The organism is Amycolatopsis sp. NPDC004169 (genome assembly GCF_040610315.1).
In the GTDB taxonomy this organism is placed as follows: Bacteria; Actinomycetota; Actinomycetes; order Mycobacteriales; family Pseudonocardiaceae; genus Amycolatopsis.
The window spans coordinates 40,739-67,500 of the sequence record NZ_JBEXMD010000051.1 but is presented as its reverse complement, the minus strand read 5'-3'; the positions used below and the strand labels follow the sequence as shown (position 1 = coordinate 67,500).

Genomic DNA, 26,762 nt, shown 5'->3' with positions numbered 1-26,762 from the left:
GGGGCTCGGCCCCCACAGGACACGACGAAGAGAGCCCTGCTTGCGCATTCCGCAAGCAGGGCTCTCGTCTATCTGAGTGGGCGATACTGGGATCGAACCAGTGACCTCTTCGGTGTGAACGAAGCGCTCTCCCGCTGAGCTAATCGCCCGCTCGCTGTGTTGCAAGAACTCTAGCCTACGACTTTCAGGCGCCTGCAAACGGGTGGTCCTGTCCGACCACACTCCGCTTACCGGCGAGTACGGAACGCACAACCCCGAGCTAGCCGGGGTTGTGCGAGCAGGGGGCCGCCTGACGCCACGTTCGACATCCGTGCGACGGTGCTATCCCCGGGCGACTAAACCGCGCAGTATGGAGGCGTGGGCCCCGCGGGGCGCGCCGGTCAATTGCGCGCCGCGGGTGGTCACGGGGTGGAGACGGGGGCCGAAGAGCCCGGACGGGTGATCTGCGGCGCACCCGCGACGGAATCGGCCTCCTGGTGCGTCCAAGCAGTGACGCCCTCGGCCGGGCCGGGCCGGGAAGGGAGACGAAGGGTAGGACGATGCGCAACGATCACGTGACGCTCCGCTCGACGGCGGTCTTCGACCTGCTGGCGCCGCGGACTCCCGCGGTTCCGGTCAAGGTGGAGCTGCGCTACGACACACGCGACCCGTACGCGGTCGTCGCCGCCTTCCGCACCGGCCGCGCCGGCTGGGTCGAGTGGGTGTACGCACGTGACCTCCTCGCGGACGGCCTCCTGGCCGACGCGGGTGACGGCGACGTCCGCATCCGCCCGTCGGTCGAGGACCCCGAAGCGGTCCTGATCGAGCTGAACTCGCCGTCCGGGCACGCCATGTTCGAGGCGTCCGCCCAGGAGCTGGCCGACTTCCTCGACCGGACGTACGACGTGGTCCTCCCGGGCAACGAGCACCTGTGGGTCGACGTCGACGACGCGCTCACCCACCTCATCCCCCACGATCTGGCCTGATGACGGCCTTGCAACGGCACAGTGACACCCCGGTGTCGGAGCCGTTTCCGGGGTCCGATATGGTTTTCCCACACCACGGCGACGGGGACTCGGGTTCCCGGAGCTGAGGAGTGCGGATGTAGCGCAGCTGGTAGCGCATCACCTTGCCAAGGTGAGGGTCGCGGGTTCGAATCCCGTCATCCGCTCGGTAGGCCCTCGGGCCTAGTAGCGGTGGAGTGGCCGAGAGGCGAGGCAACGGCCTGCAAAGCCGTGTACACGGGTTCGAATCCCGTCTCCACCTCGCGCGATTAGCTCAGCGGGAGAGCGCTTCCCTGACACGGAAGAGGTCACTGGTTCAATCCCAGTATCGCGCACCACATGTTTTCGCAGCTCAGAAGCCCTGTCCCTCCCCGGAGGGGCGGGGCTTCAGTCGTCAGATGGCGATGAAATGGCGATGGGCCCCGGACCGGGTTCCAGACCACGCCGCGACCGCAGGTGCGGGAACCAGGACACCAGCTTGGCCCGCTCACCCGGGTACAGCGATGCCAGCGACCGCTGCCACCGTTCCTCCAGGGCGGCCAGGATCTGGTTGACCATCGCCGGGGTCACGTGGTCGTAGACCCGGGCGATGCCCTTCATCTTCTGCCCCAGCCGCGCCCGCCGGGCGACCTCCGGGATCCCGTCTTCGGTCAGCCACGTGCTGTGGGTGTGGCGGCCCTCGTGGAAGGTGAACGTTGGCAGGATCGGCGGCCTGCGCTCTCCGGCACCCGCGTCGTCCAGTTCGTTGCCGTCCCACGCCGGCCGCCAGAAGCGGATCCGGAAGTTCGACCGCCGCCAAGGATGCCCTTCCGGCGTGCACAGCACGAACGGCTCCCGATGGCTGTCCATCAGCTCCTCGTACAGCACAGCTATGCCCGGCGGTAGCGCCACGAACCTTGTTCCGGCAGGGGTTTTGGTCCGGCCCTTCTTGGGCCGGGAGTTCCCGCGTCGCGTCGGCGGCCGCTGGCGACCGTCCGCCTGATGATCATCACCCTTCCGGCCTCCTTTGTAGACCTTCCCCGCCACCTCCTTCAACGGCGTCCGGATCTCGATCCCGCGGCGCTCGGAGTCGTACTCGTGCCGCTGCTGCCCGACAAGTTCACCCCATCGGGCGCCGGTATAGAGATCCATCAGGCACAGCACGAACCCCGACTTCCCCAGTCCGAGCTCGTAGAGCCGCATCGCAGCCCTCAGAGCTTGCGCCGGCGTAGCAACCAAGCGCTCGGTGTCGAACTCGCCGTGCGACACCCGGACGCCGTTGCACGGGTTGGCCGGGATCATCCGGGCCCGCACCGCACCGTTGAGGATGGTGGAGAACAGAGCAAAGTACGACGAGACCGAGGACTCGGCGTAATCCTCGTGCAGCTCCGAGAGCCACCGCTCGATCTCGACGTAGCCATTGAAGATCGCGATCAACGGCCACGCCTGCCACTGCGGCAGCAGCTGGTTGTCGAGGAACGACCGGTACTTCGCGATCGTGTTCAGCTCCAGGCGCGGCTCCACGGCCGCCAGCCATTCCTCGGCGAAGTCGTCGAACCGCGTTTCACCATCCCGGGGGTCCAGCCACAGGTTCCGCCGGATCAGCGCTTCCTGCTCCAGCCCCCAGTCCTCGGCCGCCTTCTCCGTCGGGAAGCCTGATTTGCTCCCCCAGGTCCCGTCGGGCCGCTTGTACCGGGCTCGCCACTCACCGGTCCCGGGCTCTTCCTGGCCGTAGGCCATCCTTCACTCCTTCTCTTGTTGCTCCGCGCTCGTCAAGCCGCGCGGAAGTCTTCAGCCAGTTCCGCCAGCGGTACCCGCCGCCGATGCGGCTTCACTGACGCCGCGCTCAGCCGTACGATCTCCGCAACATCGCCGCGGGTGAACCGGTAGTGCTTGCCGAACCGGTGGTGCGGCACCGCCCCGGCGGCTGCCTGATCCTTCAAGGTCCGCGGCGACAGCTGCAGCAACTCCCCCACCTGCTCCGCGGTCAGCAACGCATCCGGATCCGCCGGCGGCTCCGGCACGGTCGCCCGCACAGCCGCGGCCAGCTCACGAATGGCCGTTGCGACGGCACAGCCGTCTCCGTTCCCGTGGTCACATTGGTTCTCCATCACGCGCTCCATCCTTGTTGTCATTAAATCGAGTCGGCCAGGGAAGTGTTCGCCCCGGCACATACCTATCCACACCGAAACACAACCGACAGTCAATAGGCTCTCGAAAAAAGTCAAAGAGCCTCATACATGAGCAAACCCGGCCAGCGCCCCCGATTCGGCAACGTTATCATTCGACGAAGTGTTATCCGAAACAGCACCAGAACGAAGGGTTGATCAGATGGCCAAGAGGGTCACGATCGAGATAGTCGACGACACGAACGGCAGCCCGGCAGAGCAAACCGTCCCCTTCGGACTCGACGGCGTCGCCTACGCGATCGACCTGTCCGCAACGAATGCTAGCGCACTACGCGAAGCACTGGCCCCGTATGTGGCGGCCGCACGCCGAACCGGAGGCCGCCGGATAAAGGTCGCCGTCGGCCAGCCGACCGACAGCACGAAACAGGAATCTGAGCCAAGTGTGAATTACACGGCGACTCACGACATTCGCACGTGGGCTCGAGCAAACGGGTACGAAGTAGCCGATCAGGGGCGCATCTCCAAGACAGTGGTCGAGGCATACCACTCATCTCGCCAGCACGGCAGCACCGAAACCAGTCGGAAGCGTCCGACCGGAACAGTGGCCAAGCGGCGCACCAAACCACGAAAATGATGCTCCCTCAGCATCGAAGCACGTCGGTATTCTCATACCTCCTCCGAAGTAGCGATGGTGTGCCGAGTGCGGCACACCGACCCTCCTAACTCCGGTAATCGGCTCTACTGGAGACATGCGAAGACCAGCCTTCCAGCGGACGTGTTCCCAAGGTGACAGCCGCCGGTACGTCTCGGCCTCCGACGGGTCGCGGTAGATGGCCGATCCATCGGGCACAGCACGTCACGTTTCGTCTGCCCGACCGCGCTCTTTCCGATGGGCTTTGGTACCAGTCGGAGAACCGAGTTGATCTATAACCCCAACCTGAAATTTGCCACGGACCTGCAGCTTGGCTGACTGCCCTACGGCTGCGTCGTCCAGCACCGCCAGCCTGCACTTTCACCTAGTCAAGCCCTTCATGCCAACGTGGAGTCACGTTGCGCACTCGATCTTCACCTCAATGCACTGCGTCGCCTGGGGGCCGTGAAGCATGGCACGACGCATGGTGTTCCGATCAGTTGCTTGTCGGTGGATAGGTCAGCACTCGCGGCCGTCGCTTCGGTCACGGAGTTTTAGTGGTGGGAACGGACCGCGGATGTTCGCGTGTTGTGACCGCGGTTCGCAGCGTTGGGCATGATCAATGTCGGTGAGAAGTGACCACGCTGTTCAGGGTTCGTCGGGGCGGCTGCGACTCGGTTCCAGACGTCGTCGATGATGTCACGACCACGACCACGATGACGGTCAAGACGGCCGTGACCAATGCGGTGATGGCAATGGTCTTCCCTTGCTGACGACGGGCCAACGAACTACCAGACGCAGGCGCCTTCGCGTTTCGACTCCCAGCAACCTCGCCCTTCTCGTCGTGCAGGCTGTCGACCTCTTTCTGCTGCGAAGAAGGACTTGTCTCCACCTCAGTGCGATCAAGTCTTCTCGCCGGCACATGGATCGTGCGCGGGGCGAAGTCAGGTCCAGCGGGCTGGTCAAGCTCGGGTTCGGTGTCGTCGTGGGAGTGCGTGTTCCGATTCACGGGCGCATGCTAGCTACACGTCCTTGATCGTTTAGTGGTTTCCTCAAATCCACCCTTACGTCACGCAGCCGCCGCGGCGGAGCCCTGGGGGCCACGAACTGCTCGGCCAACTGGCCACTGACGCGCTGAACGGCATGTGCGCCACCACCGGCGACGGCTGGATCCACGGCCGCACCGCCGACCCCTACCAAGCGGTACGGCTGGAAGCCCACGACAGCCGCCGCAGCGACGAGGACGGCAACTGGTCTCGGATGATGTCGACACAACGAACCGGTGCGAAGTTCGTCATCCCGATCGCGGTCGTCGTGGTCAGGCTCGTGCCTCACGACGCCCCTGCCGCCCGTCCTGCCGAACAGCAGGGGCTCCAGGCGACCGGGTGCCTCAAGCAGCTTTGCAGCCCGAACAGCAACATCGCACAGTCCCCGCCGGGGTCCGGTCAGCGCAATCTCGCTTACTGGCGATACCCTCCATCCAGCCTAGTGCCTCATCAAAGAACGTTGACGTTGTAATCGTGTCGCGTGGACATCCGGGCCGGTGATCGCGAGGCTGACTCCTGGAGGTGAGTCATGGCGCGTCAGCCGGAGGTGTTCGCGCGGCCGTTGGAGCCGGAGGAGGCCCAGCGGTTGGTCAAGATCACGAGGACGCAGCGGAGCGGACAACTCAAAGAACAGCGTTCAACGCCGCGATTAAGGTGTCTTCGACGCCGTCACCTTGGGCGTTGCGCAGGTAGTGCGCGATGATGCCGTACGCGCACATCGCGCCGCCGCCAATGCCAGGGAAGTCATCGGACCAGCCACAGGCGTAGCGCCAGGCACCACCGGTGATCAGCAGCTCGTCGGTGGGCAGGTAGGCGGGCACCTCGCCGGCGTATCCTGAGAACCAGATGCCGTTGGTGCCGCCGTAGTGGTTGCGGCAGTAGGCGGCGTAGCCGGACACCGGTTCCCCGCCGAGAAAGGCCAGCCGCAGCGGAGTGCCGCCGGCGAAGCGCCACGCTTGCACCGGAACCGGGGTCGTGAACGCAAAGCTGTGCGCGTCGATCTGGTCGATCATGACTTCGGCATGGCGGCTGATCCACCCTGCCGCGGTGTCCAGTCGGACGGCGAAGTTCGCGCGGACCGCCGCGAGATGGCTGGGGGTATCGGTGATGTCGAGCCGGACGTCGACTTCACGGTAGGCGGTGAGGATCGGGCCGGTGACCGGCCGGCCGGGTGCGGTAATCGTGTCGACGACTGTCTGGCCAAGGTCGTGGCCGCGATCATCGAGGGCCTGCCAGCCGGGGGAAGCCACCGGGTCTTGATCCCCGGCCGCACCGGTGAGGAACTGTGCGAAACACCCGGTCTGCTGCTCGACTACCTCCACCGCGAGCCCCGGGTAGTCCGGGTCGATGAGTGTTTCCGCTGGAGCGACGACGGGCTGGCATCCGTAACCGAACATCACCACGAGCGGCGACCCGGCGAGAGTTCGTGCCGTCAGAATCGGCACATCCCGCTCGACGCCCGCCACGCCTTCCCGGTTGTAGGAGAACGCCTCATCGGCGACCTGATAATCCAACGTACACGGAACTGCGGTGACCGCGAGGCTTGTTCGGACGAGGTCGACGATCTGGTCTTGCACCCAGCCGGCGTAGCCACGGACCCTGTCCAGATGGGGAGATGGGTCGAGGATGTTGTAGAGGGTGTACGCCGTGACGTCGGGGGTGAGGACGGGCCCGTTGTGGGTATGGGTTGCCGTGAGCACGAAATCTGAGGACGCCACCCCGAGGTTGACAATTCGCGACCGGATCGCCTGGTGGATGGCGCGTGGAAACGCCAGGACGTCCGCAGTGACGATGACACTCGGCGTTCCGTTGTCCCAAAAAACGGTGCACCGCGCGTAGAGCGGGCGATGTACACCTGCGGCGAGCCGTGGGGTGTCTGTCGCGTAGCCAGCAAGCGGGATATCCAGTTCCGGGGTGATGTCGGTCTTGCCGACCGCGACCCCCATCGGCGCTGCGCCCGACGCCTGCCCTTCGGCAAGCCACGGAGCTGCCGGAGTCGCCGCGAACAGGGCAGCAGTCGTTAGGACCGGGCGTCTAGACATGGACACGAACGTTCCCCCTTCCTACCAATGCGCTTCCTCACGCTGCACTGGCCGGGGCGCTCGTCGACTACCCCTTTTTGGGTACGGGTCAGCGCCAACCGATGCAATTGTCAGCAACCCAGATTCTCCGCTCGGATGATCTTCCGTGCACAAAGAAGTCGCGGCGACGGACGTAGCCGTTACGTGCTGAAGCTCAGGCAAGTCACGGCGTCGACCGCGCGCGGCCCTACGTCGACCTGGACCGCAACCGGGGACCAAACTCGCGGCGCAGTGCCTGGGTGCCGGCCACCTTGACCAGCTCGTCTCTTGACCATCGTTTGCCGGTGGCGTCCACGAAGTCGACCTCCAATATCTTCGCACCGAAGATCCCAGCCTTCACAGCCTGCACGAGGTCGTGTGTAGGAGCAACAGCTGGCCGCTCCGCGCCGCCAGAGACATCCTATTGCAGCTGTTGTCCTGGCCGACGGAGGTGGCTTGGCTAGGTGTCAGCGTGCCGTCGGGAAGGCGGAACAGGACCGCCTCGTGGCGCTGCGCGCCGGACTGGTGGAAGCGCAGCACCACCTTGCCGCCGGGCGCGTGCCCGACCCGAGGTGTCGGGCGAATAGTAATTGGCGTCCACCTCGATGCCGAGGGTAACCGCGTCCGGCAGCACGGGCGGGGCCAGCGGTTCGAGCTTGTTGACCTTCAGGTGGTGTCGGGGTCCGGCCACTAGTTCCAGCGTTCTTGGACGAGCTTCTGGCGAAGGTGAGGTAGGTACTTTGGTACTGAAGCTGCCGTTCGAACAGGTGGTGATGTGACGTCGAGTGTGCGCATCGGTCGATGCGAAGGCCGCCGAGCCAGCCGGGCGCCACGAGCGATGCTTGAACGGCCATGACCTCGGCGTTCCGAATCGGTCTGTCTAGTTCACCCGGGACATCCACTTTCCACGGCATCGTCAGCTCTGGCGGGACTCCTTCACAAATCGACTCGACCATGCTGAACGATCGTGGTGCAGTAGCCCCTGAGCAGCGGAGACACCACGTCGACCTCGATTCGCCACTGTCCACCGACCGGCGGAATCCGAATGGTGAGGGGTGGCGCCTCCGGGCACAGCATGCTTCCGTCGGCCCGCACCCGCGGCCAGTGCCCGTCGATCCGCAGCGGAACGGGCGAACCGTCCACGGTCAATCTGACCGCCGCGATCACGCATTCGTCCCCATCGATCCGCAACTCGGCCCGCCCAACCGAAGCCCGGACGACCTTCACGGGCGAAACCCCCGGCGGCTCGTCGAGGTCGAACATCCACAGCTGACCGGTTGCGTCCCGCGCCGCCACGAACCCCGGCTCCCCGGCAAGAGCGACGACCGGCAGCCCGAGCCGGATCTCGTGCACCTGGGTCCCGGACTCCGCCACCGACAGCCGGACCACGCCGTCGGTCCCGGCATCGACTCGCCAGTAGCCGAGGTCTGCTGCCGTTCCCGCTACGTCGGGGCGGACCCCTGCCGTCGATCTCGGACCTTTCACCGCATCGACACTCAGCGTGATTCCGTCCAGCCACAGGTACGCCTGCCGCGCGCGGACCACGAGCCGTTCGAAGGCGTGCCGCTCCTCGCGCAGATCGGGCAAGATCCGCTGGCGGACCGAGCCGTCGCCCCGCAACGCCACGTACGTTCCTTTGTGGACGAGCACATCGGTGATACCGCCGGGAAAACCGACCTCCTGGGCGAGCAGCCCTCCGCTCCCGGCAGCGTTCCAATACCGGATCGAGTCGGCCCAGCTCAGGACGAACGACGAAGCGACGTGCGCAACGCCACGCACCGGATGGATGTGCCTCCCGAGGACTGCGAGCTCGTCGGACACCGGATCCCACCGGGTCACCTCACCGTTCGCCGAGCCCACCAGGATCGCGTCGTCCGGCATCCGGGTCAGGCAGGTGACCGGGGACTCGACGTGTCTCCTTCGGATTACCTCGAGTCCGGGCGCCCAAAAGACCAGCGAGCCGTCATCACCGCCGGAGACGAAGGAATCCTCGCTGGTACAGACCACCGCGCGGACCGCGCCGCGGTGCTCGATCCGCTCCCGTCTCGCCCCCTGATCGCGGATCGTCCCGTCCGCGTAGCCCACGATCCAGCGAGCCGGTGTGGTATCCAGCGCGCCCATCGCGGTGACGCGGGCACCGCGTCCGGGGATCTCCAGGATCCGCCCCACCCGCTCGGAGACGTCGCGCCTCGTGACGCTTCCGTCGGTCCCGGCCACGGTCAGCGCCTCGCCGTGGCGCTGTGCCCGGTCGATCGGGAGGTCGACCTGCTGTCTCGGGTGCACATCGGTCCAGATCGTCCGGCCGTGCCACGCGACGTAGCCCCAGGCACCACCGTTCGCGCCGTCGATCTCGGCCGAAGTGCCGACCAGCGAGCCATCCATCGCGTACACGCCGAACCGGGTGACGACCACGGGACGGCCACGGACCACTGCGATGGTGAGCGCGGGACCGGGGTGCAGCCGGTCCTCGCCGATTCCGGTGGGCCGGAGCTCGCTTTCGGTGATCGCCCGGCGCACGCGCAGCGGCGGCCGCGACCCGAAACCCTTGACGAGGTCGGGTTCCGCCCGAACCGTGAGCCAGTCCCGCAATGCCGAAGCGAATCCGGCCGGTGGCACCTCCATGTCGGCAATCTGCGAGATCACCGTCCACAATGTCCTCATACCGGGATCACCCGCTAATGTGGCCAAATCCGCGAGCAGGCCAGCTCGATCTTCGGCGTAGCGGCGAACCAGGAACGTCAGCTGCCGGCAGAGGTGTTCGGATACCTCCGTGTCGCCAACGGCGAGCAGGTGTGTCACGGCGTTGGCCAGGCGGGTGGGACTCGCGTTGGCGACGAAGTCGGCGATTCGGCTCTTTCCGAACACGAATCGCCGCACCGTTTCGTCACGACTGTCCGCCGGGGCTCGAAGGACGTCTGCGGCTTCCGGCGCGGTCAGCTCAACGACGCTGCCCTCACCGGTGTCCTCGACCAGGCCATTGTCGAGGCAAGCTGACCAGAATACCCGCCAGGACGGCTCGACGACGGCGCAGTCGAACCACGGGTGGCGGTGCTGGGCGAGGTAGAGCATGTGCAGCAGGTGCGTGAGTTGACGGCCGAACCTCCGGCCCAGCGCAGCTCGGACATTGGTCCAGCCGGCGGTGAGCAGGGGCGGCACGTTGTCCGTGGTGACGCTGCCGGTGGGCTGCCGAGCGATCCACTGGAGGATACGGACGACGGCACGCGGACTGTTGCCGGCGAGGTCGACCAGCGCCTCGACATCGACCGATCCGACGAACGCCTGCTCGACCTCTGCCAGGTGCCGACGGACGAGGGCACGGCCCACCTCACGGGTGGCGTCGGCGGTGAAGTGCGTCACTCGCAGGGATTGGGTGGCGAGGCGATCACGGAGGTCCAGCCACCGCGTGGTCGTCACCAGGTGGTGGACGCCGGCGGGGACGTCGGCGAGGAACAGCCTGTCACCGATGACGGGGAACGCGTCGAGGGCGATGACCAGCGGACGGCGAAAGGCACCTTGACGGGCCAGGTCGTTCAGCAACCCGGTAAACGACCCGCCGTTGATGTGGGTGTACTGCGAGTAAAGCGCGCGAAGCTGGGCCAGGCACGATTCCTCGATCACCACCGGGTCGGTCGTGGCCGAGTAGAAGTGCTCGACGACGGCGACCCCGTCGCGGCGCAGCGCGTCGGTGACGGCGACGAGTACGGTCGAGGTACCGCTGCCGGGTCCACCCCGGATCCCGACCCAGGAACTGCTGGGTTCGAGCAAGTCGCGGAGCAGATCGGCGATCTCCTGGGAACGGCCGAGGCAGGGCCGCAGCCCGACCTTGACGCGATCGAACCGGAGCCCGGCCGATTCCTGCTCGTCCACGGCGACTTCGTAGGAGGCGCCCGACAGTGTTACCAGGGAAACCGTTTGGGAGCCGGTCTCCACCTGGACCGGCTCGCCGGTACGGAAGCGGACGCAGCGACTGTGCGCGCAGGCCCCGTCCGTCCATCGGACTTCGACGACCAGCGGATCGGTGTCAGGAACCTCCGGCAACTCGACCGAGCCGGGTCCTTTGGCACCGAGGACCACAGCACCGTCGAGGAGCTGTACGGGCACCGAGATCCGGGGCAGGGTCGTGGCCAGCCACGGGAGCCACGCCTGCGTCTCTCCGGCGGACAGGTCGCCCGGCGGTGCCTGGCGGTCGAGGTGGAGCATGGCAGCAGCGCGCGCAGCCCGGGAGGCAGTCCGTGCGACGACGCGGCGGGGAAAGCGACCGACCGCACCGAGCAACCAGCGAGCGACGCCGCGGGGGTCGGGTTCCTGTCGGAGCTGGTCGAGGGCGGCGAGCACCAGGTCGTCGATGTCGTCGTCGGCACCGGGCGGTCGAGTGACGTCGAGGTAGTGGATTCGCTCTTCCAGGCGCACCGACCAGTGGGCGGTCGCGTGCGCGGCCGCGATCTCCTCTACCGCGTCGCGCAAGAACGCCGTGGCCGAGGGGCGGCGGAGCCGCTCGCGAAGCAGTTCGGCAACGAGCGGGTCCAGTGCTACGGCGGTGGCGTCGCGGGCAGAGAACAGATCCGAGAACCACAAATCGCTCTCGGCGGAAGCGTCCGCGCCCGGGATGAGCAGCCGGAGCCGGCGCAGCAGCGTTGGCTCGACCCGTGCGGACAGGGCGCAGGCGGCGGCCAGCGTCACGGCGTGCGGGTTGACCGCGCGCAGCAGTTCGAGCCGGAGCCGGGCCGTCACCGCCGGACCGCCTGCCCGGCGGTCGTCCGCCGATCCCACTGCAAGACGGGTAACCGGGCTGCCCACGCCGGCCATCGCGACCGCGGGTACGGCACCAGGAAGACCACGTCCGGCGGCCAGGCGGTAGGCGGGATCGGGCTGCCCGCGCCGATCCCCAGATCGGTGGCGACCAGCACCGCGCCTGCTGCCCTCTCGGGCAGCGTATCCCGGAACGGCTCGACCCTGACGGCGTCCTGTCCGACCACCCGGCGCAGAGCAGCAGCGAGCCAACGCAGGTCGCGGCGGAACAGCCGCATGCCCGGCCCGTAGTCGACCCACAACCGAGCCCCCAGCCGTGTGGTTGGCTCAGCGAGAACCGGCATCGCGACGATAGCTTCGCGGCGAGCCAGCATCCTCGTGACCGCCGGTGTGTCCACCTCCGGGCCGGGGCACCGAACCTTGGCCAACGTCGACAGGATCGCTCGCTCGTGCCACGGCGAGAACAGCGGCTCGGCCGGCCTCGGCGCGGGCGCTGGCGGCAGCAGGTTGTGCACCGAACCGCGCAACGGCCGCGGTGGCGCGGACACGGGTCCCTCCACCAAAGTCACTCTGACCCGCCGGACCGGTCGGGGATCCCCCTCCGCTGTGTGCACGTCGGCGCCGGGGGACGCGGCAGTCGCGCTCGGGCTCGGCGCCATCGGAACGGGCAGCGGGGTCATCGGTTCCAGCGCAGACAGAGGGTCGGAAAGCACGACACCGAGCATCGCGGCGGCGGCTCGCAGGTCATCGCCGTCGAGTTCCAACGTCCCGGCGGCACGGATCAGGTCGGCCAACGGATACATGTCAGCGCAGCTCGAGTGCGGGTTGCTTGCTGGTCGTCGACTCGAGCACGGCCTCCCACAACGGGTGACCGGGCCGCACGCCCAGCTCACGGGCGGCGGCGACGGCGTCGAGGTACTCCGCGACGCTCACGTCCGCCGGTCCTCCGGTCTCCGGCCCGAAAGCGTCAGTGACCTGGCGGTAGAGCGCAGCATCCGGACCGAACCGCACCGCGGCGATCTGCCGCAGCCGGGCGTGGGTGGGCATCGACAGCGAGTAAACGACGCAGCGGCGGAGGAATGCCTTGGGCAAGTCGCGCTCTTCGTTCGTGGTCAGCACCACGAGCGGGGCCGAGGCCGCTTCGACCAGGTCACCCTCGTCCGTCCGGAACCGGTAGAGGCCGAGCGGCTCCAGCAGGTCGTTGGGCACGTCGGGCTCCGCCTTGTCGATCTCGTCGAGCAGGACCACCGCGTTCTCGTCTTCGGCGCCTTCGTTGGGATCGGCCCGCCGGTGTTCGGCAGCCGTCACCGGTGAGTATGCCCACCAAAGCACACCGGGTATCAGGTACTCCCGGCGCGGCCTGGCCTGGTGGGCCGACGCGTCGGAAAGCCGGGCCACCTCGTCGACCTCCCAGAGCAGGTCCTGCGCCCGTGTGCGCGAGGAGACGGTGCGCGGGTAGAACCGCCACCCGAGGTGCATAGCAACGTTGCGCGCGAGCGCACTCTTCCCCGTGCCCGGCCGGCCGCGAACCAGCAGCGGACGCCGGGTCGCGAGCGCTACGTTCACCGCGAGCACAAGACCTTCTTCGTACACATAGCTTTCGACGGCCGAGCGGTCGGCGAGCGGCTCGAGTGGTGCGGGCTCCGGCACCAGCGGCGGGTCGAAGATCTTCATGTAGTCGTTCATCCGATCAAGCCCTTCATCTATTCGAAGCCCGCTCGATCTTGCGGGTGATCTGGCGGTACCGGACGTCGGCGGCCAGTTCGGTGACGTCGTCCAGGGACGGGCTCAGCTCCAGCAGCGCGGAATTCCGCCGCAACGCGGCCGACAGCGACCGCCCAGCCAGCGCGAACATGCACGGAGCGAATTCGCGCCGCAGTGCCTCGACGAGGCCCGTGTCTGCGATCGTGGCCGGCAGTACCAGCAACAGCCGGCGGCCGATCCGCGCGCGGACCTGGGCGCCGGACTGCGCCCAGGCTGCGTCGATGCTGTCCGGGTCGTCTTCGTCCACGAGCACCCCGTCCCGATCCAGCAGGCTCCAGCGCGCGGCAGTGACCAGCCGGCGGGGCAGTCCCGTCTCCGCATCGGTTTCGGCATCCACAATGGACACCGGGATGACCTCCCAGTGCTGGTCCACGGCCGCACGACCGGCGTGCAGCTTGACGGTGAGGTCGCAGGCCGCGGGGAGGTGGACGACCCGCGGTTCTTCGCAAGCGCGTTCCCGGGCCAGCTGGATCGCGGTATCCGGTTCGACGAGCGGGCGCTTCGCGTACCACGCGAAGGAAGCCGCACCGGAGAGCAGCCGAATCGGCTTGGCCGGCGACCTGGTCGCCCGCGCGAGCTCTTCCAGGGCGTTGCCGAGGTCTTCCAGATCGATGTTCAGCAGTGCCAGCGCCGCTTCGTCGGCGGCGAGCCCTTCTGGTGGCGAGTTATCCAAGGCCATCAGCATCGACCGCCAGACGACCGGACCGGCGTCGTCGAGGTCGACGGCCAGCAGTTGCAACACCCACTTGAGCCGCCGCCGAGCCCCGGCGAGCGTGACCACGTCGGCGGCGGCTTCCTGGTTAGCGGCTCGGACGTCGTGCCCGGCGGCCGCGAGGACGTCGAGAATCGTGCCCGCCGGGATCAGTGCCCCACCGAGATCGAGTTTCGCGTCCCGGGTCTGCGCGAGCATGCCGACCAGCTCTCCGGTTCGTAGGTCGATGGTGCCCGCACCGCTCGCGCCCGGCTGCACCTGACTGCCTTTGGTCTTGACGAACACGTCGGTGGTCCCGTCGCGGACCCGCTGCCCCTCGCTGACAAGGTCGAGGTGATCCCAAACCGGCAACCGCACGATCAGGGGGCAGCCGTACGCGTAAAGCTCGCGGCCTGCTTCCGGGAAGGTGCTTCCCACTGGGATGACCGCACAATCGGCGACGTCGACAGAGAGCAGCGCGACGTCCGGGTAGGCGAAATTGGCCTCGGCACCGGTGTCCGGCTCCCGGACCAGCAGCGTCGCGTCGTACTCCTCACCACGGTACTGAACGACATAGCGGCGCCCGGCCGGAACGACGTGCGCACACGTGACCACTTTGCCGGGAGCGACGAAGAAACCCGTCCCGATCGACGGCGTGCGCCCGTCCGGGTCCACGGCCAGAACCCGGACGGTGGCCTCGATCAGGTTGTCGCGGTGGCGGGTCGCCAGGCTGCGCACGGCGGGCTTCAGTCCTTCGCCCACTCCATGGTGATCTTGACTGACCCTTCGGCTTTGCCGTCGGCGAACATCGCGGTGATCTTGCCGGCCTCTATGGCAAATCCCACCGAGAACTCGACCGTGGTCTTCTCCGGTTGCATCGCCTTCAGCGCCTTGCGCAGCTCACCGGTGAAGTCCTTGATCGAGTCCAGCGCGCCGGAGAGGCTGGGCAGCCCGGCAGCGATCTTCTGCTCTCCCCCACCCTCGCCGATCGCGTCCAGATCCACGACGGGCACGACAACGGTCTGGCCACCCGGTGTCTCCGCCTGCACCAACATCGTGTCGGCCATTCCCACGCTCCTCCGGTCGCAATACGAGTCGTACGCGCGGGGTTCGCCGTTACCGAAACGCGCGGCGCACGGCCGAACTCGAAATCGCCCAAGCCTACCCGGAGCGGCCCAGTGGCGACAGGTCATCGAGGACACCTCGGCGAAACGCTGCGCTTGCAAGACCTTGCCAGCGACCTGCTCGTGCTGAAACGCCTGGACGCCGCCAGCCTCAACCTTGAAGACACCGTCGACCTGGTAGTCCTCATCACCGAGGAGACCGACAGGCCGACGCCCGCGGAACTCACGCTCACTCGTGATGTTCCGCCGCCCGGAACGGTGCACGTCCGCGGCCAACGCGCACTGCTGACGCGGCTTCCGGGCAATCAGCTCGAAAACGCCGAACGCTATGCCGAGCGCAACATCACCATCCGACTCATCGCCATCAGAACCGAGGCCATCCTCGACGTCGCCAACGACGGACCCGCCATTCCCGCAGCCGAGCGTGAACGCATCTTCGACGCGTCACCCGCCTTGACTACGCCCGCACCCGCGACACCGGCGGCACCGGCCTCGGCCTGTCGATCACCCGCCGAATCGCCGCCGCCCACCACGGCACACTAAGTGTCGATGAGATCGACCGCGGTGCACGCTTTACCGTACGCATCCCACTCACCACAGCCGACATCCCCAGCCGAACTGACCAGCTCGAGGGCCTGTAAACGTTCGTTTCACTCAGCCGCAGCGGCGTCGTGACAGCAGCTCCGCAAGGCCGTTCACGATCGTGGTCTCGACAGCACCGTCCTGGCCATGGCTGCGGAAGTGGCCGATCAGGCCGTAGCAGCACATCGCACCACCACCGATCTGCGGGTGATCGGGCGACCAGCCGCTGGCGTACTGCCACGCACCACCGGCGGCCAGGAGGTCGTCGGTGGGCAAGTAGGCCGGTAGCTCTCCGGCGTACCCGAGCACCCAGACCCCGTCCGGGCCGCCATGGCGCTGCCGGAGCCGAGCCGCGTAGCCGGCCACCGGTTCACCGCTCATCATCGCGATCCGCAGCGGCTCCCCACCGGTGAAGACCCACCCTTGCAGCGGCACCACCACGCCGGTGGCGTACGAGCCGTCGTCGATCTGACCGATCATGATCTCCGCGTGCCGGCGCATCCACCCTGGCATCGCCGTGTTGGCCTGGCGGGCGGCGAACTGCCGCCGAAAGCCGTCGAGATCGGGCGGAAGATCAAGGGGAACGTCCAGCTCGGCATAGGCACTCTCAACAGGCCCCGACACCGGCCGCCCGGGCGACGCCACGGCTCCGACGACCGCCTCGCCGAGCCCGGCACCGGCCGCCTCCACACCGACCCAGCTGTTCACCGGTTCCGGATTCTGATCCCCGGCCGCGCCGGGCAGGAACTGCGCGAACGCCCCGGTCGCCTCTTCGATTCCGGCGATCGCCCGCCCCGGGTAGTCGGCATCGAACTCGGCCAGCATCGGCGCCGCGACCGGGTGACACCCATAGCCGAACAGGACCGCCAGCGGATCCCCGCCCGCAGAGCGGGGCACCAGCACCGGCACCGGCGTCTCGACCTCGGGCATCGCTTCTCGGTTGATCGAGAACGACTGACCCGTGACCTGGTAATCAAGCACGCACGGGCGCGCCGGGGCGGCCAGGGTATCCCGCACCAGGGCGACGACCCGCTTCCCGACCCACTCGGCGTAGGCGGTGATCAGGTCCAGCTGCTGCGAATTGGTGATGTTGTACAGCGTGTAAGCTGTGACGTCCGCGCTGACCACTGGCCCGTTGTGTGTATGCGTGGCGGTCAGCACGAAGTCTGCGGAGCCGACACCCAGCCCGACCACCGCCGCCCGGATCCGCTGGTGCAGCCGGCGCGGAAACCCGAGCAGATCAGCCGTCACCAGCACAGACGGATTCCCGGCCATCCACAACACTGTGCACCGGACCGTCAACGGCGTACACGTTCCCGTCGCGATCCTCGGAGCATCGAGACCGTATCCGGCCAACGCGATACCGGGCGGTGGCGTGATGTCCACCTTCCCGGTAGCCACCCCAGTCCGGATCGTCGGCCCCATGCTGTCCCCTCCCAAGATCCCCCTCTTTCATCACGCGGACCCCGGTGTCGCCGGAGGACTCCACGAGCGCGGCGCCACCGACGAGGCCGGATACTGTCTCCGGTACGCGCACTTGGTGCTGGAGGCGGTCACGGTCACAGCAATTATCACCGGACGGCAACTCTACGGGCACTTGACGAGCGCAATAGGGTGTCGCACATGCTGGTCCACTGGACCGGCTTCGCGCGGTCACGCTGGACAAGATCCAGCCCACCAGCACTGGATGCGGCCATGCAATCGGCTTCCTCGACGGATCGCTCACCATCGTCGGCCTCGACTTGACCGCGACCTGGGCCGAAGCGGACTGCCCGGACAAATAGCCGGCCCGCGCTGCGGATTCGTCCTCATTCCACACCCAGGTGCCGAAGAACGTCTCGAGCGAACCGGGAAACTCCGTATTCGTTCTTCGAACCCCAATCCGTCTCCCAGAACGACCCGTAGACCAGCACAAGCGCTCGCTTGGCCCGGGTGAGCCCGACGTAGAATGAACGGCGGTCCTGCGCCAGTCGGTCCGGGTTCGGCTCGGGGTGCACGCGCAACCGCCGAGACCACCGACGTCCGGGCATGATGCCTTCGACCAGACCCGGCAGGATCACTACATCCCACTCGCGGCCCTTCGCGGAATGGTAGGTGGTCAACGTGACCTTTCCGGCCCGCAACGCGCCAGCGGCGATGTCCCGCACTTCAAGGCCATACGCGCTGGCCGCCTCTCGGAACTTTCCCAGAGCTTGCTGGTCTCGGACGGCGGAGCTGCCTGCGGCGATAGCGTCTAGCTCGAGTTCCCGGATCAGGTCGGTCAGCCACGCGTGCAGTGGTGGTTCTTCCGACCGGAAGCCGTTGAGCAGGCGGGCGAACTTCCGGTCGGCGGCACGACGGTCGAGCGGTGGCAGCCCGGCGGCTTCGCGTACCGGAGCGTATGCCCGTACCAGGTCGCTCAAGGTGGCGACCGAGGTCGCGCCGGTGTTCGGGCCCAGTACAGTCGGCTGATGTCCGGCTACGGCGCGGGCCGCGCAGTCGCGAACGAAGTCGGCGAGCTCACCGCTGGGCAGCCGTTCGTCGCGTTCGTTCACGTAGGGAATGCGTCCGGCGTCGAACTCGGCGATCAAGGCAGACAGCAAAGGTCCTCGGGCGGGGTACAAGACCGCGATGTCGTGGCCGGCCACCCCACTCGCGAGCAGCGCGTCGATCTTGCCTGCCACGATCGAGGCGTGCTCGTCGAGCCCTCCGTCGACCATGATCGGCTCGATGGCCCCGTCGTCCACCCGACCGGCCACCGCCCGGTAGGTGCGGGGTTCCCGGAGGGCGGCGTGGCTGGCCGCGACGATGGCTTGGCCGCACCGGTAGTTCACCCCAAGGGAGTGGTCGCGGAAGTCGCCACGTGCGGCCAACTCGTTCAGGTACCGCGGATCGGCACCGGTGAAGCCCATTACGGACTGATCGGGGTCTCCGAACGCCGCGATGCTCACGCCTGCCGCGTCGTGCAGGGCGAGCACGAGCGCGTGCAGGACCGGCCCGAGGTCCTGGTACTCGTCCACCACCAGCCAGGAGTACCGGGAGGCGAGTAGTCGGCCGACGGCGGGGTGCTCGCGCACGATGCGCAGCGACCGCGCCACCATCGCGTCGAAGTCCCACCGTCCGGCGTCGAGCAACCGCTCGTCGAACAGCCGCGCCGAGGCGACCATCGGACTGGTGTCCTCGTCGCCGATCAGCCCGGCGGCGAGTTCCCGACGTAGCTTGGTGATGGTGGCGGTTTCGTACTGGGCCTGATTGGACAAGCCGACGTCGTCGAAGCAGCGCTGGAGGAGTCTGACCCACTCGGCGGCCTTGTCGTCGATCACCGTCCCCTGCTCCGGTACCGGGATGCCGAGCAATGGGCCGTAGGGACGCAGGATGGCCGATAGGCACCAGCTGTGGACAGTGCCGCAGGCCAGCCGACGGCCGGGCCGGATGCCGAGGCGGTCGAGCCGGGTGGTGATCTCCCGTGCCGCCTGCCGGGTGTAGGTGATGGCAGCCACGCCTTGCCGCGGTGGCGCCTCTACCTCCAGCAGGTAGCCCACTTTCGCCACCAAGGTGCGGGTTTTCCCGGAACCGGGACCGGCGCGGACCACACTGTCCCCGTTGTGGCGGGCCACGGCTCGTTGATCGTCGTTGAGCCCGGCGAGCTCGGCGGCAAGACTCGGGCTTACCCCTGCCGTGACCGTCACGAGGACGCCGCTTCGTCCGATCCGTTGCGCGCCTGGCAGGGACGCTCGATCAGGCCTCTGCCCCGAACACGCCGCGATATTTGGTCAAGGGCGGCCAAGAGGTAGCCGTACGTTCCCAGCGCGATCAGTTCCCCAGTGCTCAAATGGGCCCGCACCGCCACCCCCGCTTCCCCATCACCGCTCGTGTCGGCGAAGTCGCGTTCGACTCCTTGCGCGATGCCGGCTCCGGCGGTCTCGACGTGGGCGGCGAGCCGCTGGGCGTACCGGCCCTTGCTCACGTGCTCGACGCGCCGCAGCACCTCCTCGCAATCGTCGGTGGTGAAGTCGTCCTCGGCGATGGCCGCCATTGCATCGTCGAATCGGTCGCGCAGTACCGATGACGTGACCAGCTCCGCGTGTGCCGCGCTCAGCTGAGCGGCCAGCAGCGGCACGAGGTCGAGCTCGAGCGTCCGGACGCCGACGAAGATGCCGTGCGGGACGAGCCGCTGCTGCTCCTCGGTGGTGTCCACGTCCGGATCGGCGTACTCGATCAGCGTGGCGATCGCGTCCATCAGCTCGTTCAGCTCGTCGCCGGGTGGCAGCAGCCGGGCCGCCCGCTTGAGCCCTGCCAAGACGTACTCCCCGTTCTGGAGGGGATCGCCGTCCGTGACGATCACGTGAGGAACCGCCAGGGCCTTTTCGCCGAGGAGGGACCGGTAGGGCGCGAAGTCGGTGCCGCCGATGTTGGCGACGATCACGCCGTGCGCGTCGAGGTCGAACCCGAGTGCACTGGCCAGGGCCGGCAGGAGGTATGCCTCCGATTGGCCTTCGACCAGGATCGCTGCCGAGCAGAACAGCAACTCGGCTCGGCTGACGTCGAGATAGCGCTCGAGGTCGGCTCGCTGGACCTGGGAGAGTCCGGCTCGGGTGGTGGTAGCTGCCACGGTGGCACCGGTTTCGTCGCGCCGCAGCAGGACGATGGCGTCGAGCCGGGTCACCGCGGCGATGTGCGAGCTGTGTGTGGTCACCACCAGCCCGGTCTCGCTCCGGAGCAAGTACCGGAACAGCTGGCGTTGCAGGACTGGGTGCACGTGGGCTTCCGGCTCCTCGACGGCCAGCACCGTGGCGACGACCGCGTCGGTGGCGCGTCGGGTCTGCAGCCGTTCCAGCAGCAGGCCGAGGTAGATCACGTTGGCGTTGCCGGTGGAGGTGTCGGCGACGCTGCGCGAGCGGTTGGGGTCGACGTAGAGCCGGATCGACCGCAGCAGGCGGGCTGGCGCGCTGGAGGCGAAGCCGAGAGTCGGGATCACGTCGAGCTGCGGCCCGGCCAGGTCGGCGAGGCGCGCGGAGAGGTCTTCCGCCACTTTGGTGACTTGCTTGTCCGTGGCCAGCTCGTCCATGACCTCCTGGATGCCCTTGGCCGCGGCTTCGAGCGCCGAAGGTGCCGGCGGATGCGCGTCCAGCAGCTCCTGGAGCGGCGAACCGCGGTAGCGGGACAGCGCGTCCGCGGCGTCGCGCAGCGCCGGCAGCACGGACAGCGACACGTCACGCCGGGCGCGCCGGGCGTCGCGGTCACCGTCCGGGCCACCGACGATGTCGAAGTCGTAGTCGTCGCGGGTGAGCGGCCGGTCGACCTGTTGCGGGTCCACTCGCGGCCGGTAGGTGTAGGCAAGGCGCGCAACGAGAGGAGTCAAGCTGACGAAGCAGCCGTCGAGCGTCGCTTCGGCTGCTGTATCGCCCTCGATATCGGTCAGCTCGACTTCGATGCGCACTTCGACGCCGTCGGCCAGCGTGCCGGGCGCGTGGTCGCAAATGTCCTCGGCCCTCAACCGTCGGGCGCTGTCCGGCAGGTCAGGGTCAAGCACCAGCCGCAAGGCGTGGAGCAGGTTCGACTTGCCGATACCGTTCTCGCCGAGAATGACCGCGACGGATGGGAACGGGGTGATTTCCAGGGCGCGGAAGTTCCTGAAGTTCTCGACCACCACCCGGCTAATACGTAACACAGCACCCTTTCAACGCCCTGACCTCGGCCACCCCGTGACTGTTAACTTCTACATTTTTCCCAGACCAACATACGGACTGTCACGCATTAGCACCCGTTCGAGTGATTGATCACCCTGCGTTCAGAGGTCAATAGATTTCTATCTCGAACGATTGTTTGTGGAGCGATGCCCCGCCTCGTAGCCCGACCAGGTCAGCCGCCACGCCGCCCCTCGGAAACCGGCCCAAGCACCAGCCGCCGCGAGGCGCCACGCCGATCCGGACTCGCCCCACAGAATTTCCCTTTGACGATCCTCATCGACGACCAGACCCTCCCAGACTCCTTCGACTGGTGGCCGCGCCGCATGGCCCACGGCGAGCGGAGCTGGTTTCGGACCCTTTCCGGCGTGTCCGCCGACAGCGGCCCGATGGGCGCCAAGCTGATCGCGGTCTCCACCGAACGGCGGCAACGGGTTGGTCACGCTGATCATCGCCCTCGACCGCGCCGTGCACTACACCCCGCCTCGCCGCTCGATTTACGACGCCGGTGACCTCGAGATCGTCTGGCTGTCATCCCGACTTCGCGATGGTCCGCGGTTCGCCGACCTCGTATACCTCGGTGTCAATCAGCGAACGGGGGTCACCGTCGGTCGATGGAAGTACCTTGCGAACCAGCCTGATCTGTTGCTCCCACCGCAGGATCCTCTGAAGGGACTGTAAAACGAGCGGTGTAACTCCCGATCATGGAAGTGCACCTGATGACCGACATGATGTCCGGCGTGGAGAACGCTGAGGACTCGAAGCCCGAGACCTGGCTGGACGGTCTGGACGAGCAGCTCGTCGCGCAGCTGGTCAGCCGCGCGAAGGCCAGCGGACTGCAGCTGACCGGCGAGGGCGGCGTGCTCGCGCAGCTGACCAAACAGCTGCTGGAGTCCGCGCTCGAGGGCGAGATCACCGACCACCTCGGCTATGACAAGCACGACCCGGCCGGCCGTGGGACCGGTAACTTCGCGCAACGGCATCCGGTCCAAGACTGTGCTGACCGATGTGGGCCCGGTCGAGATCGACGTGCCGCGGGACCGGGACGCCAGCTTCGAGCCGAAGATCATGACCAAGCGGCAGAAGCGCCTGGGCGGGGTGGACGAGATGGTGATCTCCCTGGCCGCGAAGGGCCTCACGACCGGGGAGGTCGCCGCGCGCCTGACCGAGGTCTATGGCGCCGAGGTGTCCCGGCAGACGATCTCCACGATCACCGACAAGGTGGTGGAGGGCATGGTCGAGCGGCAGAACCGGCCCCTCGATCCGGTCTATCCGGTGATCTTCATCGACGCGATCTACGTCAAGATCCGTGACGGGCAGGTCGCCAACCGGCCGATCTATGTCGCCTTGGCAGTCGCATGTGAGGGCCGACGCGACATCCTCGGGCTCTGGGCCGGCGACGGCGGCGAAGGCGCCAAATACTGGCTGCACGTACTCACCGAGCTCAAGAACCGCGGTGTCGCCGACGTGCTGATGGTCGTGTGTGACGGCCTGGCGGGCCTGCCGGACGCGATCACCGCGGTCTGGTCGCAGACGATCACCCAGACCTGCATTGTGCACCTGCTGCGCAACAGCTTCCGCTATGCCGGCCGCCAGCACTGGGACGCGATCGCCAAGGCGCTCAAGCCGGTCTACACCGCGGCCACGGATGCTGCGGCGCGGGAGCGGTTCGCCGAGTTCGCCGAGGTATGGGGCGGCCGGTATCCGGCGATCGTGCGGTTGTGGGACAACGCCTGGGCGGAGTTCGTACCGTTCCTGGCCTTCGACCCCGAGATCCGCCGGGTCATCTGCTCCACCAACGCGATCGAGAGCGTCAACGCCCGCATCCGCCGCGCCGTCAAAGCCCGCGGGCACTTCGCCAACGAACAGGCCGCGCTCAAGTGCGTCTACATGGCCATCATGAGCCTCGATCCCACCGGTGCTGGTCGCAAACGCTGGACCATGCGCTGGAAACCGGCCCTAAACGCGTTCGAGATCGCCTTCGACGGCCGCCTGGCCGCCGGACGCAAGTAGTTCCCTTCAACCCGAGTTACACCGCTCGTTTGACAGACCCCGGCCGCGCTGTGGCGAGACCGCTGCCTCCTCCATGACGTGGGCTTGTTCGACGACAACCGGATCTCCACCTTGGGGAATGTCGAGATCCTGGTGCGGGACTTCGTCCAACAGCCAGACGTCGGGGAAGGCACTTTTCTCAGCAAGCTACGTGGTCAGCTGGCGGCCGCGCCTCCGGACGCAGTGCAACTGGCAGTACGGCGCCCACCTACCAAACATATTGGATAATCACGAACTGATCACCGCTTAGGGCTAGGCGTCGCGGTTAACACTGAAATCATCGCGTCATCGAGCATCGTGCACTCGGCGACTGCACCACGATCTTTGGGCAGACGACGTCAGGCCAGTTCGTTTGACCGTGCGCCACCGGGGGCCATCTCAAGTGGCCGAAGGCCAGATCCACTGACCGCTGATGTCGAACGACAACTGAGCTGGCCGGCGACAACGCGCTGGTCAGCGACAGGACAGATAGTTTGACGCGCCCAGCGAAAGCCAGCGTCAAACTACCTGGCCCTTTCTGCGAACTCGCTATGCGTCCACCCGTTTAGGCGCCGGAGCCGTCGCACCTGCGGCGGCGACCTTACTGCAGCCGCTCCCGCTGAGGAGAAGGCTGCAGTCTGGGCAGGTTCGACCCTCGGATATATATCCGGCTCATAAGCGAACCTGTGACACCGGCCGGTTTCGGCGCCAGGCGGTTCAGTCGCCGCCTCACAGCAGTCCGACCTGATGCAGGTGGATCACCGCGGCGAGCACGCCACTCGTGCCGAGGATGGAGCCGACGAGGATCTTGAGCAAGGTCAGTGCCCGGAGTGCGCGCTGGTGGTTGGTGGTCGCGAGCGCCACTGCTGCGGCCGCGCCAGCGGCGGTGAGCAGCACCAGCGCGATAAGGGTGATCAACGGCGTCCACATGATTGTGTCCTGTCCTCGGGTCGAGAGCCCGGCCTGCCCGTGCTTGAGGAGCAGTCGATCAGCTGGGGACGGGGTCCGGCATGCGCTCCGTACGGACCCGGACGACGGGTTCGGCTAGCCGGGACGCTGTGGCGTCCTGGCCAGGGAGGATGCGGTGTTGCCGAAGGCTGGGTACGGTATCCGGTGCTGTCCGGCAGCCTTCTCCGGACGGCGATGCGGAATGCAGGGGGTGAGCGTGGATCCGACGGAGATCGGCACGCTCCCTCAGCTGGCAGCTGCCCTCGAACGGCTGCGCCATGAACGGTTGCTATCGCTGAAGGATCTGGCTGAGGCCGCCACGAAGCTCCCGGCGCGAGGCGGCCGGCAACCCGCTCTTCCGCGGTCGACCGCCAGCGATCTGCTGAACGCCAAATCCGTCCCGGAGGCCGTGACAGTGGTGACGTTCCTGGCCGCCTGCGGCATCCGCGAAGAGGAAGCGCAGCGGCCGTGGCTGCAGGCCCTGGAACGGGTGGCCGCCCAGTACCAACGGCGACCGGCGGGAGCGGTGAAGGTCCGCGATTCGCGACCGCGAATGCTGGGGGTGCACGCCGCGATCCAGACCACCCAGCCGTCCAATGACGCGCAACCCGGTCCGGATGAGGGTGAGCTGCCGGTGTACGTGCCCCGCGACTTCGACACCGACCTGCGCGCGAAGCTCACCCACGCCCGGCAACAGGGCGGGTTCGTGCTGCTCACAGGGGACTCCTCAGTCGGGAAGACCCGCGCCCTGTTCGAAGCGATCCAGCACGTAGTCCCAGACTGGTGGCTGCTTCACCCCCACGACGCCGAGGCTCTACGGAAGTTCGCCGCGCACCCAACCGGACGAACGGTGGTGTGGCTCGACGAGCTACAGGGCTACCTCGACTCTGCCGAGGGTGTCCCTGCGGGACAGGCCCGCGACCTGATCGCGGCCGGAGTGGTGCTCGTCGCGACGTGCTGGCCCAGCGAGCACAACAAACGCGTGGCACTGCCCGTCGATGACCAGCCGGACCCGTATGCCAATGACCGGCGCCTGCTCGGCCTGGCCGACGTGCTGCACGTGCCCGACGCGCTCAGCACCTACGAGCGGCGCCGCGCAGAGGACCTTGCCGGCACCGATCGACGGATTCGTGTCGCGCTCGACACTCCCGACGCCGGCTTCACACAGGTGATGGCCGCAGGCCCGGAGCTGATCCGCCACTGCAACCAAGCACCTGCCTACGCCAAGGCAATCATCACCGCAGCACTCGACGCCCGCCGCGTCGGCGCCCACGCACCCCTCACCCACGACTACCTCGCCGACGCCGCACCCGGCTACCTCAACGACCGGGAAATAGCCACCGCGACGCCGGACTGGTTCGAGTACGCCCTGGACTACGCCACCAGGCTCCTGCACGGCGCCACTGCCGCGCTCACGCCCGTTCCCGCCAGCATGGGGGCCATCGCGGGCTACCAGGTCGCCGACTACCTGCACCAATACGCCCTGCACGCCCGCCGCAACGAACACCTCCCCGGCACCGCCTGGCACGCCCTGACCCGCCACCACCACCCCGACGACACCCAACGTCTCGCCAACAACGCCGATCGCCGCGGTCGCTACCACGAAGCCCTCATGCTCTATCTGCAACTCATCAACCGTGGCGACGAACCCGCCGCCCGCAGCTTGGCTAATCTTCTGGTCAACCACGGTCAGGTGGAGGAGCTGCGCACCCGCGCCAACAACGGAGACGGGGCCGCCGCCTACCGGTTGGCTGATCTGCTACTCAAGCAGGGACAGGCGGAGGACGCCATCCAACTGCTACGCGCCCACGCCGACAACGGCGATTGGTCCATCGCCTATAGGTTGGCTGAACTCTTGGCCGAGCAGGGACAGGTGGAGCAGTTGCGCGTCCACGCGGACAATGGCAACAGGGCTGCTGCCTACCGGTTGGCTGATCTGTTGGTCAAGCAGGGACAGATGGACGACGCCATCCAACTGCTACGCGCCCACGCCGACAACGACGACTGGTTCGCCACCTACCGGTTGGCCAGCCTGTTGGTCGAACAGGGACAGATGGACGACGCCATCCAACTGCTACGCGCCCACGCCGACAACGGCGACAAGGCCGCCGCCGACCGGTTGGCCAGCCTGCTGGTCGAACAGGGACAGATGGACGACGCCATCCAACTGCTACGCGCCCACGCCGACAACAGGGACTGGTCTATCGCCGACCAGTTGACTGATCTGCTGGTCAAACAGGGACAGATGGACGACGCCATCCAACTGCTACGCGCCCACGCCGACAACGGCGACAAGGCCGCCGCCGACCGGTTGGCCAGCCTGTTGGCCGAGCAAGGAAAGCTGGAGCAGCTGTGCGTCCGCGCCGACAACGGCGACCG

General features: G+C 67.3%; 19 protein-coding genes, 4 tRNA genes and 1 pseudogene. 10 read left to right on the top strand and 14 right to left on the bottom strand.

Features of this window, described 5'->3' with window-relative positions:
• Positions 1-77: 77 nt before the first annotated feature.
• Positions 78-149: transfer RNA gene (locus ABZX11_RS41935), tRNA-Val, on the bottom strand.
• Positions 150-539: 390 nt separating this feature from the next.
• On the opposite strand from ABZX11_RS41935, the gene ABZX11_RS41930 reads away from it, so the two are divergent.
• The 4 genes from ABZX11_RS41930 (at position 540) to ABZX11_RS41915 (ending at position 1,321) form a co-directional block, all read left to right on the top strand.
• A complete protein-coding gene (locus ABZX11_RS41930; RefSeq protein ID WP_013227152.1) occupies positions 540-965 on the top strand; it encodes an SsgA family sporulation/cell division regulator in 426 nt (141 codons plus the stop codon).
• 112 nt (positions 966-1,077) lie between these two features.
• Positions 1,078-1,150 (top strand) — tRNA-Gly (locus tag ABZX11_RS41925).
• Between the two features lie 24 nt (positions 1,151-1,174).
• A tRNA-Cys gene (locus tag ABZX11_RS41920) sits at positions 1,175-1,245 on the top strand.
• A gap of 1 nt (position 1,246) precedes the next feature.
• A tRNA-Val gene (locus tag ABZX11_RS41915) sits at positions 1,247-1,321 on the top strand.
• Positions 1,322-1,370: 49 nt separating this feature from the next.
• Here ABZX11_RS41915 and ABZX11_RS41910 read toward each other — a convergent pair.
• Together ABZX11_RS41910 and ABZX11_RS41905 are read right to left on the bottom strand one after the other, a co-directional pair.
• The gene (locus tag ABZX11_RS41910; protein WP_354924032.1) at positions 1,371-2,702 is read right to left on the bottom strand and encodes an integrase; all 1,332 of its coding nucleotides are present in this window, start codon (positions 2,700-2,702) and stop codon (positions 1,371-1,373) included.
• Between the two features lie 32 nt (positions 2,703-2,734).
• Positions 2,735-3,085 carry a helix-turn-helix domain-containing protein gene (locus tag ABZX11_RS41905; RefSeq protein ID WP_354924030.1) on the bottom strand — a complete coding sequence of 117 codons (351 nt, stop codon included), beginning with the start codon at positions 3,083-3,085 and terminating at the stop codon, positions 2,735-2,737.
• Between the two features lie 208 nt (positions 3,086-3,293).
• On the opposite strand from ABZX11_RS41905, the gene ABZX11_RS41900 reads away from it, so the two are divergent.
• On the top strand, positions 3,294-3,725 hold the full coding sequence (locus ABZX11_RS41900) for an Lsr2 family protein (RefSeq protein WP_354924028.1): 432 nt from the start codon (positions 3,294-3,296) through the stop codon (positions 3,723-3,725).
• A 616-nt stretch (positions 3,726-4,341) separates the two neighbouring features.
• Here ABZX11_RS41900 and ABZX11_RS41895 read toward each other — a convergent pair.
• The 7 genes from ABZX11_RS41895 to ABZX11_RS41865 form a co-directional block, all read right to left on the bottom strand.
• Positions 4,342-4,731: a hypothetical protein gene (locus ABZX11_RS41895; protein WP_354924026.1), complete on the bottom strand. Its 390-nt coding sequence runs from the start codon at positions 4,729-4,731 to the stop codon at positions 4,342-4,344.
• Positions 4,732-5,391: 660 nt separating this feature from the next.
• A complete protein-coding gene (locus ABZX11_RS41890) occupies positions 5,392-6,714 on the bottom strand; it encodes a neutral/alkaline non-lysosomal ceramidase N-terminal domain-containing protein (RefSeq protein ID WP_354924024.1) in 1,323 nt (440 codons plus the stop codon).
• 1,050 nt (positions 6,715-7,764) lie between these two features.
• On the bottom strand, positions 7,765-11,559 hold the full coding sequence (locus ABZX11_RS41885; RefSeq protein WP_354924022.1) for a hypothetical protein: 3,795 nt from the start codon (positions 11,557-11,559) through the stop codon (positions 7,765-7,767).
• Complete coding sequence (locus ABZX11_RS41880; RefSeq protein WP_354924020.1) at positions 11,556-12,371, bottom strand: hypothetical protein; 816 nt, start codon at positions 12,369-12,371, stop codon at positions 11,556-11,558. Before ABZX11_RS41880 ends, ABZX11_RS41885 begins: the two co-directional genes overlap by 4 nt.
• 10 nt (positions 12,372-12,381) lie before the next feature.
• The gene (locus ABZX11_RS41875; protein ID WP_354924018.1) at positions 12,382-13,263 is read right to left on the bottom strand and encodes an AAA family ATPase; all 882 of its coding nucleotides are present in this window, start codon (positions 13,261-13,263) and stop codon (positions 12,382-12,384) included.
• Positions 13,264-13,276: 13 nt separating this feature from the next.
• A complete protein-coding gene (locus ABZX11_RS41870) occupies positions 13,277-14,794 on the bottom strand; it encodes a serine protease (protein ID WP_354924016.1) in 1,518 nt (505 codons plus the stop codon).
• Positions 14,779-15,099 carry a CU044_2847 family protein gene (locus tag ABZX11_RS41865; RefSeq protein WP_354924014.1) on the bottom strand — a complete coding sequence of 107 codons (321 nt, stop codon included), beginning with the start codon at positions 15,097-15,099 and terminating at the stop codon, positions 14,779-14,781. Before ABZX11_RS41865 ends, ABZX11_RS41870 begins: the two co-directional genes overlap by 16 nt.
• Before the next feature lie 111 nt (positions 15,100-15,210).
• On the opposite strand from ABZX11_RS41865, the gene ABZX11_RS41860 reads away from it, so the two are divergent.
• Together ABZX11_RS41860 and ABZX11_RS41855 are read left to right on the top strand one after the other, a co-directional pair.
• On the top strand, positions 15,211-15,699 hold the full coding sequence (locus ABZX11_RS41860; RefSeq protein ID WP_354924012.1) for a hypothetical protein: 489 nt from the start codon (positions 15,211-15,213) through the stop codon (positions 15,697-15,699).
• Positions 15,654-15,797, top strand: a complete 144-nt coding sequence (locus tag ABZX11_RS41855; protein ID WP_354924036.1) for an ATP-binding protein — start codon at positions 15,654-15,656, stop codon at positions 15,795-15,797. The genes ABZX11_RS41860 and ABZX11_RS41855 overlap by 46 nt, the downstream gene beginning before the upstream one ends.
• Before the next feature lie 13 nt (positions 15,798-15,810).
• On the opposite strand, the gene ABZX11_RS41850 is transcribed toward ABZX11_RS41855, so the two are convergent.
• The 3 genes from ABZX11_RS41850 to ABZX11_RS41840 all read right to left on the bottom strand — a co-directional run bounded on the left by ABZX11_RS41850 (position 15,811) and on the right by ABZX11_RS41840 (position 21,367).
• Positions 15,811-17,013, bottom strand: a complete 1,203-nt coding sequence (locus ABZX11_RS41850) for a hypothetical protein (RefSeq protein ID WP_354924010.1) — start codon at positions 17,011-17,013, stop codon at positions 15,811-15,813.
• A 533-nt stretch (positions 17,014-17,546) separates the two neighbouring features.
• Positions 17,547-19,406, bottom strand: coding sequence for an ATP-dependent helicase (locus tag ABZX11_RS41845; protein ID WP_354924008.1), 1,860 nt, complete (start codon positions 19,404-19,406; stop codon positions 17,547-17,549).
• On the bottom strand, positions 19,403-21,367 hold the full coding sequence (locus ABZX11_RS41840; protein ID WP_354924006.1) for an AAA family ATPase: 1,965 nt from the start codon (positions 21,365-21,367) through the stop codon (positions 19,403-19,405). The genes ABZX11_RS41845 and ABZX11_RS41840 overlap by 4 nt, the downstream gene beginning before the upstream one ends.
• A 303-nt stretch (positions 21,368-21,670) precedes the next feature.
• On the opposite strand from ABZX11_RS41840, the gene ABZX11_RS41835 reads away from it, so the two are divergent.
• Positions 21,671-21,916, top strand: coding sequence for a hypothetical protein (locus tag ABZX11_RS41835; protein WP_354924004.1), 246 nt, complete (start codon positions 21,671-21,673; stop codon positions 21,914-21,916).
• A 216-nt stretch (positions 21,917-22,132) separates the two neighbouring features.
• Positions 22,133-23,417, top strand: a pseudogene (locus ABZX11_RS41830) (IS256 family transposase).
• A 747-nt stretch (positions 23,418-24,164) separates the two neighbouring features.
• Here the strand turns inward: ABZX11_RS41830 and ABZX11_RS41825 are convergent.
• Entirely contained in the window at positions 24,165-24,365 is a 201-nt protein-coding gene (locus ABZX11_RS41825; RefSeq protein WP_354924002.1) for a hypothetical protein, read from the bottom strand.
• A 235-nt stretch (positions 24,366-24,600) separates the two neighbouring features.
• Here ABZX11_RS41825 and ABZX11_RS41820 point away from each other — a divergent pair.
• Positions 24,601-26,762, top strand: a 2,162-nt coding sequence (locus tag ABZX11_RS41820) for a CDC27 family protein (RefSeq protein WP_354924000.1), incomplete at its 3' end; no start/stop codon positions are given.